Genomic DNA, 7,008 nt, shown 5'->3' with positions numbered 1-7,008 from the left:
GGCGAGCCGATGAGGGCGGGTCGCGAGCGGGGACCTGGCGGCAGGGGCGAGATCGCGAGCGCAGCGAGCGGGTGGGTGGCTTTCGGCGATGCAGCGCTGCCTCTATTCGGGCGCCTTCGGCGCCGGCTCGCGAGGCACCACTTTTCCTCTCCCCCGCTACGCTCCTCCGAGAAAAAGTGGCCCCTCGCTCGTGACTTCGTGTCCCTTCGCTTCGTTACGGGCCACGAAGTCAAAGTTTGCGGCTCCGCCGCTCTCCGCGCTGCGCGCGTCGATCGCGCGGCTCAGCTGGGTCGGGGGCGCTGACGCGCCGAGGGGATGGGGCTCGGCGATGTGAGGGTGGGACGTGGGCGCGGCGACGCGAGAGGGTGGGTGGGGTTCGCGGCTGGGAATCTTCGCTGCCCAGCGCGTTTGGCCCGTCCGGGTGAGTCAAGAGGCGTCGCTTCGGCGCACGTGGGCGATCCGGTTGCGCTGCCGGTCAGTACGTCGAGGTGGGCGCCCGGCACCGTTCCGTGTCGCGGGGCGGGCCGGGCAGGGCAAAAGCTGTTCCTGGACGTTGCCAGGAAAAGCCGGCCCATCCCGAGCCGCCGTCACCAACCATGCCGCGATCTCGACCCTGGGTGGCGGCTCGGACGAACGCGACCCACTGAGGACGACCCACGGCGAACGACAGCCGGGCATCGCCTCTGGAGTCGCGGATGTGGACGGCTCGCCGGGTGACGGCGATCTCGACGCAGTCGTCGCCTTGGGCACTGCTGTAGCTGCTCTTGAACCACAGATGTTGAGGGGCACTCATGTGCGCTCTCCGGGTCGTCGAGCTTACGGTCGGCGTGCGACGTGACGGACGAACTGCCCCCATTCGACGTGCCGGACGCCGAAAGAGGGCCTGGTCACGTCCTTGGAGTCACGGACGTGGACGTCCTGTTCGGTGGCGGCAATCTCGATGCAACTGTCGCCTTGAGCGCTGCTGTAGCTGCTCTTGGACCAGTTGAGTTCTGTGGCGCTCACAGGGCTCCTCGCATCCGCTTGAGCAGGCCCAGGGATTCGTTCGGCGAAAGGGCCTGTGAGCGCAGTCTCGCATAACGCATTTGAAGCTTGCCGACTTCTTTCGCGTCCGTGATCAAGCGGCCGTTTTCCTGGCCCTCCGAGTAAGCAAGCCACCGCCCGTCCGGAGTCTCCAACAACTGAATCGACCCGGCGAGACATGCGTGGTGTTCGCTGTCTGCCGGCATGATCTGGACCGTCGTGTTCCTTAGGCTGCTCGACTCGATTACCTGGTCCAGCAGTTCGCGGGTGACGGCTAGTCCGCCGAGGCGACGCATGAAGATCGCCTCCTCGATGACGAAGTCGAATGCGGTCGTGGGTTTGTCGCGCAGCAACCGCTGACGCTCCATGCGGGCGGCGACCCGGACCTCCAAGTTGGCGTCGGTCAGCGGTGGAATGTCGTTGTCGCACAGGGCGCGAACATATCCCTCAGGCTGCAACAACCCGGGTACCAGCCTGCATTCGTATGTGCAGAGGTTTACGGCAAGCCCTTCCAACCGCGCCCACTGCCGGAACCAAGCCGCCAAGCCCGGCCGGCGCGACAGATGCCGCGCGGCGCGGCGGAGCGCGCCCGTGTCGCCGAGTGCGGCCTCTGCGCGTTCGACGAAGTCGGGGTCGGGCATTCGGCGGCCGAGTTCGACCGACTCCACGGTGTGTTTCGAGAAGCGCACCATCGTGCCGAAGTCCACCCGGCTCAAGCCCGCGTGTTCGCGGAGGGCCTGGACGACGGCGCCGAACGTGCGGAGACTGTCCGAGGCGTCGGGTTCGCGCTCCCACTCCTCAGCCGGATCGGTCATTCGCGGCTACCTCCAGGCGTGTTGGGTCTTTTCGCTCTCTATCCGCTCAGAGTGACCTCAAGATCACCGTACCGTCCACTCTTGGTGCCCGTACGCTGACCGAGCGTACGGATCGGAAGTCTGGATTCCGGCACCGTCGCCCCGCCACCTTGACGTCCATGAACTCCGCCGCACCCCAACTCCGCGTGGCCGTGAGAGTGTTCGAGCTGCGCCTGACCTCCACCCGTCGTGGCGCCCGATTGGCCCACCAACTCGCCGTCGAGGAACTCCGTGCGTGGGGACTCCCGCCCGCCGTCGTCGCCCGCGCTCGGCAGATCGTCGCCGAACTCGCCGCCAACGCCGCGCTGCACGGCAGCGCCGACCCGTCCCGCGGCTTCAGGCTCACCCTCACCGCCGACGCTGCGCTCGGCACCCTCCGCATCGGCGTTGCCGATAGCCGCCCCGACTGCCCGCCCACAACGAGTACTTCCGCCGAGGCCACCGGCGAGTCCGGCCGCGGCCTCCTCATCGTCACCGCGCTCTGCGACCGTTGGGGCATCGACCCACACCCGCCCACCGGCAAAACGGTCTGGACCGAACTCGACCTCCCTCACGAAGGCCGAGTGCCATGATCGCCGTGGCCGACTCCCGCCCTCGTGTCGGCTCGTGGGCTGGTCCCGTCGGGTCAGGAACGGGTCCGAGAGGAACGCCGGTGGCGAAGACGCTGGTTGTGATCGGTGTGGCGCCGGACACCGCGGGCCCCGCCGGTGGCGGAATCGGGCCCGGTCGGGGTGGGGCGCCGACGTGGTCCCGGCCGGTGGCGTGCCGATCGGACTCGGTGGGGGCCGGGGCCGGGGCCGGGCTACTCCACCGTTACCGACTTGGCCAGGTTGCGGGGGCGGTCGATGTCTTCGCCGAGGGTGTGGGCGGCGTGGTAGGCGAGGAGTTGGGTGGGGATGGTGAGGAGGATCGGGTCGAGTTCGGGTTCGTTGCGGGGGATGTCGATGCGGTCGGCTTCGAGGTCGCCCAGGTCCACGCCCTCGTGGGTGATCACGGTCAGTCGGCCGCCTCGGGCGCGGATCTCGTGGGCCGCGGCCAGGTTGCGGCCGACCAGGTCGTCGTCGGGGATGACGGCGACTGTGGGCAGGTTCGCGTCGATCAGGGCGAGCGGGCCGTGCTTGAGTTCGCTGCTGGGGTATGCCTCGGCGTGGCGGTAGGTGATCTCCTTGAACTTCTGGGCCGCCTCCCGCGCGACCGGATAGCCACGTACCCGGCCGATGAAGAACAGGCTGCGCGCGTCGGCGAGCCGGCGGCCCGCGTCGGCGATGGTCTGCTCGTCGGCGAGGATCTCGGCGATCTGGCCGGGCAGCGCCTGGAGGCCGGCCAGGATCCGGGCGCCGTCCGCGTGCGACAGGTCGTGCACCCGACCCAGCGCCAGCGCCAGCAGCGCGAAGCCCACCGACATGTGGGTCAGCGCCTTGGTCGAGGCCACCGAGACCTCCGGCCCGGCGTGCAGGTAGATGCCGCCGTCGCACTGTCGGGCGATGGACGAGCCGACCACGTTGACCAGGCCGACCACTCGGCCGCCCTTGCGCTGGATCTCGCGCACCGCGAAGAGCGTGTCGGCGGTCTCGCCGGACTGGCTGACCGCGACGTAGAGCGTGTCCGGCTCGATCACCGGGTTGCGATAGCGGAACTCCGAGGCCGGTTCGGCGTCGGCCGGCACCCGGGCCAGGTCCTCGATCAGCCCGGCGCCCAACTGGCCCACGTAGTAAGCGGATCCGCAGCCGAGGATCTTCACCCGACGGAAGCCGCGCAGTTCGCGCAGCTCCATCCGCAGACCGTCGAGGCGGGCCGAGCCGAACCGGTCGTCGAGCCGGCCGCCCAGCATGCGCTCGACGGAGGAGGGCTGTTCGTGGATCTCCTTGTGCATGAAGTGTTCGTGGCCCGCGAGTTCGAGTTCCTCGACGGTGAGTTCGACGGTGGTCGGCGTCTTGGTGACGTCCTGGTGCTCCCGGGTGAAGGTCCGGAAGCCGGTCGCGGTGACGGTGGCCAGCTCGCCGTCCTCCAGGTGCACGACCGAACTGGTGTGTCGTACCAGCGCCGAGACGTCGCTCGCGACGAACATCTCGCGCTCGCCGACCCCGATGACCAGCGGCGAACCGTTCCGGGCCACCACGATCCGGTCCGGGGTGCCCGCGTCCACGACGGCGATCGCGTAGGTACCGGTCACCTGGGCCAGCGAGGCCACCACGGCGGCTTCGATGGTGTCCTGCGGCGCGCGGGCGATCAGGTGGGCGAGCACTTCGGTGTCGGTGTCCGAGGTCAGCTCGACGCCCTCGGCCGTGAGCCGGGCCCGCAGCGCGGCGGCGTTGTCGATGATGCCGTTGTGCACGACCTGGATCCGGCCGTCCGCCGACGCGTGCGGATGCGCGTTGGCCTCCGAGGGTGCGCCGTGGGTGGCCCACCGGGTGTGCCCGATGCCGACCCGCCCCGAGGTCTTGGCCGGAACGGCGGCGGCCAGTGCGTGCACCCGGCCCACCCGGCGGAACACCCTGGCCGGGCCGCGGGTGCCCAGCACCGCGATGCCGGCCGAGTCGTAGCCCCGATATTCCAGTCGGCTCAGCCCTTCGAGCAGGATGGGGGCGGCCTGCTGCGCGCCGATATAGCCCACGATTCCGCACATGTCGCTGCGTTCTCCTTCTTGCTCTCGGCAGGTCGGTGTGTCATGGCACGCCGACGGGCGTACACGATCGACCCGCTCGGCCCACTCGGCCCACTCGGCTCAGCCGTAGATGACGCGGCGCAGTTGACGCTCGGTCAACTCCGGTGGCGCGACCAGGCGTTCGGCCAGTTCGGCGGCGATCAGCCGGTAGATCTGCGCGTTGCGCTTGCCGTAGACCCGGTGGTGCCGATGCCGCCGCCGGACGTAGTCCTCGACCGGCTCGCGGTACCAGGCCAGCACGTCCTCGACGATCCGCTCGGCCTCGGCGGGTGCCAGGCCGGTCGTCGCCGCGATCCGCTCCACCAGTTCGCCGTCAGCCACCCCCCGATCCTGGACCCGGCCGGCACCTACGGCAAGAATCTGCCCGATTTCGGGCAGATCCCGGGTCGAGATGCACTCGGACGGACGATCGGGGTCGACCCGGGTGACCACTTTCGACCTTGTCCGGCGCCCCGGGGCCCGGCAGATTGAGGGGATGATGCTCCCGTTCGTACGCGAAGGCAGGACCGGCTCGATCGAGGCCACCGTCGAGCGCGTCGAGGACCCGGCGGCAATTGGACAGACCGCCGAGGCCCGGGACTTCCCCTGTCTCACCGCGCGGATCGTCTACCCGGGACGCGGCTATGGGGCGTTGTTCGGCTGGGTGCAACTGGTGCGCTCCACCGACGGCGGCGCGGAGTTCGAGATGGACCCGTTCCCGTTGTTCGCCGACGCCGGATCCCCGTACTGCTACTTCGGCGTCGCACCCACCCTCTTCGACTCCCCGGCCCGCTACACCCGAGCCCCGATGACCTGGCTCGCGCACACCTTCCTGGGCTGGACCCCGATGGCCGAGACCATCGAACCCCACGTCGTCCCGCTCGTCGGCTTCTCCTGGGGCTTCTCGATCGACACCCGCGAAACCATCGCCCTGCGGCCGGCCCGCCCGCTCACCCCCGCCGACTGGACCGCCCACCTCCCCTACCTCGCCAAACAACACCCGACCTGGACCTTCGCCCCGGCTCCGCGCGCCGGCTGATCCGCTCGCCGGCCCCGTCAGCCCCCCTCGGCCGGGCCCCGTCCCCCGGGCGCCGCCGGGCAGGGGCGGCCGGTCAGCGGGAGGTGTGCCAGGACGCCCTCGCCGCCGGTGAAGTCGACCCCGGGGATGGTGAATTCGCGGGTCTCCTCGTGAAAACCCAATGCTTCGTGCAGGTGCAGCGAGGCGGTGTTGCGGGCGTTGGTGAAGTACCAGGCCGACTCGGCACGTTCGGCGATCCAGGCCAGGCGGGCCCGGGTCAGGCGCAGGCCCAGGCCGGTGCGGCGGGCGGTGGGGGCGACCACGATTCCGGCCAGGTAGTAGCCGACGGGGGCGGTCGGCGACGGGTCGAGGTGCACCGCGCGGGCGTAGCCGACCACCGGGTCGGCGCCGGTCGAGGGCTCCGTCGCGACCAGGAAACAGCCGTCCGGGCGGTCGAACCAGGTCCGCACGCGTGCTCGCAGATCGGCTTCGGCGTCCGCCGGGGCCCCCTCGTGCAGCGCGAGCAACGCCGCGCACGCGTCGAGGTCGCCGGCTCGCGCACCGCGCACCACGAAGGTTCGCGACCGGCTCACCCGATCCGCCCCCGCGACACCACATAGCCCGCCTCGCGGTCGAAGCCCAGGACCGTGGCGCCCTCGTCGAGCAGGGTGCCGAGGGTCTCCCGGAGGGCGGTGCGCCAGGCGTGGGCGGCCTCGGGGGCGGTCCGTCGCAACGACTCGATGTCGGCCGGCAGCGCGATCAGCACGACGTCGCCGTCCGGGTCGCCCGACACCGGCAGGCCCTCCCGTGTCACCAGGGCCGCGCCGGCGTCCGGCGGCACCGGGACCCGCGTGCGCCGGCCGCGCACCGCCCCCAGCACCCTCGGGTCGGTCAACTCCCAGACCGCCAGGACCCGGTCGCTCGCGTCACCGCTGTTGAGGGTGTCCACCATCTCGCCGTAGAAGTCCGGCAGGTACTCCACCGGCCGCGCACCCAGCTTGACCAGGTTGAAGTGGGCGTTGCGGCGCACCAGCGGGTCGTACGTCCAGGTGATCCGGCGCAGCCCTCGGGCCAGGGCCCACTCGCGCTGATGCGTCTTGAGCGCGAAGCCCACCCCGCTCCCGGCCATGGCCCCGGTGACGTGCGAGTGCAGCGTCTCGCCGAGCGGCGCGCCGAAGAACGCAACCGTCGCGCCGACCAGGCGGCCGTCCCGATAGGCCCCGGCGACGTAGTTCCCGGAATGCGCGAAGGCCCGCAGCAGTTCGACGCCCACGGGCGGGCCCTGGCCCGGCACGGGTGGCCAGATCCCGCCGTACAGGTGCTCGACATCGCGAAACTCGCCGAGTTCGCGCAGTTCCCGCACCTGCAGGCGCTGCGCGTGCGCCCGCTCCCGCACCGTCGGATCGTCCATCCCGTCCGCACCGCCCTTCGCTCGGTCCGCATCATGATGCCCGCGATTCCGCTACCCC

At 70.7% G+C, this 7,008-nt stretch carries 9 protein-coding genes; 2 read left to right on the top strand and 7 right to left on the bottom strand.

The window, feature by feature from the left end; all coding sequences use genetic code 11:
* Nucleotides 1–475: 475 nt before the first annotated feature.
* The 3 genes from ACFXMF_RS05795 to ACFXMF_RS05785 are packed head-to-tail and all read right to left on the bottom strand — an operon-like array spanning nt 476 to nt 1,838.
* A complete protein-coding gene (locus tag ACFXMF_RS05795) occupies nt 476–793 on the bottom strand; it encodes a DUF397 domain-containing protein (RefSeq protein WP_380017679.1) in 318 nt (105 codons plus the stop codon).
* 23 nt (nt 794–816) lie between these two features.
* Nucleotides 817–1,005 (bottom strand): DUF397 domain-containing protein, encoded by a 189-nt coding sequence (locus tag ACFXMF_RS05790; RefSeq protein WP_379989977.1) that lies wholly within the window; start codon nt 1,003–1,005, stop codon nt 817–819.
* Nucleotides 1,002–1,838 carry a Scr1 family TA system antitoxin-like transcriptional regulator gene (locus tag ACFXMF_RS05785; protein ID WP_379989978.1) on the bottom strand — a complete coding sequence of 279 codons (837 nt, stop codon included), beginning with the start codon at nt 1,836–1,838 and terminating at the stop codon, nt 1,002–1,004. Before ACFXMF_RS05785 ends, ACFXMF_RS05790 begins: the two co-directional genes overlap by 4 nt.
* 158 nt (nt 1,839–1,996) lie before the next feature.
* Here ACFXMF_RS05785 and ACFXMF_RS05780 point away from each other — a divergent pair, with 158 nt between their 5' ends.
* On the top strand, nt 1,997–2,449 hold the full coding sequence (locus ACFXMF_RS05780; protein WP_360309707.1) for an ATP-binding protein: 453 nt from the start codon (nt 1,997–1,999) through the stop codon (nt 2,447–2,449).
* Nucleotides 2,450–2,679: 230 nt separating this feature from the next.
* Here ACFXMF_RS05780 and glmS read toward each other — a convergent pair whose 3' ends face one another.
* Both glmS and ACFXMF_RS05770 read right to left on the bottom strand, forming a co-directional pair.
* Nucleotides 2,680–4,503: a glutamine--fructose-6-phosphate transaminase (isomerizing) gene (gene glmS, locus ACFXMF_RS05775; protein WP_379989979.1), complete on the bottom strand. Its 1,824-nt coding sequence runs from the start codon at nt 4,501–4,503 to the stop codon at nt 2,680–2,682.
* 99 nt (nt 4,504–4,602) lie between these two features.
* Nucleotides 4,603–4,863, bottom strand: coding sequence for a hypothetical protein (locus ACFXMF_RS05770; RefSeq protein ID WP_360309711.1), 261 nt, complete (start codon nt 4,861–4,863; stop codon nt 4,603–4,605).
* Between the two features lie 154 nt (nt 4,864–5,017).
* Here ACFXMF_RS05770 and ACFXMF_RS05765 point away from each other — a divergent pair, with 154 nt between their 5' ends.
* The gene (locus ACFXMF_RS05765) at nt 5,018–5,560 is read left to right on the top strand and encodes a hypothetical protein (protein ID WP_360309713.1); all 543 of its coding nucleotides are present in this window, start codon (nt 5,018–5,020) and stop codon (nt 5,558–5,560) included.
* A gap of 17 nt (nt 5,561–5,577) precedes the next feature.
* On the opposite strand, the gene ACFXMF_RS05760 is transcribed toward ACFXMF_RS05765, so the two are convergent.
* Complete coding sequence (locus tag ACFXMF_RS05760; protein ID WP_379989980.1) at nt 5,578–6,132, bottom strand: GNAT family N-acetyltransferase; 555 nt, start codon at nt 6,130–6,132, stop codon at nt 5,578–5,580.
* A complete protein-coding gene (locus ACFXMF_RS05755; protein WP_379989982.1) occupies nt 6,129–6,950 on the bottom strand; it encodes a GNAT family N-acetyltransferase in 822 nt (273 codons plus the stop codon). The genes ACFXMF_RS05760 and ACFXMF_RS05755 overlap by 4 nt, the downstream gene beginning before the upstream one ends.
* Nucleotides 6,951–7,008 lie beyond the last annotated feature (58 nt).

The sequence above is a fragment of the Embleya sp. NPDC059213 genome (assembly GCF_042754445.1).
GTDB lineage: Bacteria > Actinomycetota > Actinomycetes > Streptomycetales > Streptomycetaceae > Embleya.
This window is presented reverse-complemented; position numbering and strand designations above follow the sequence as displayed.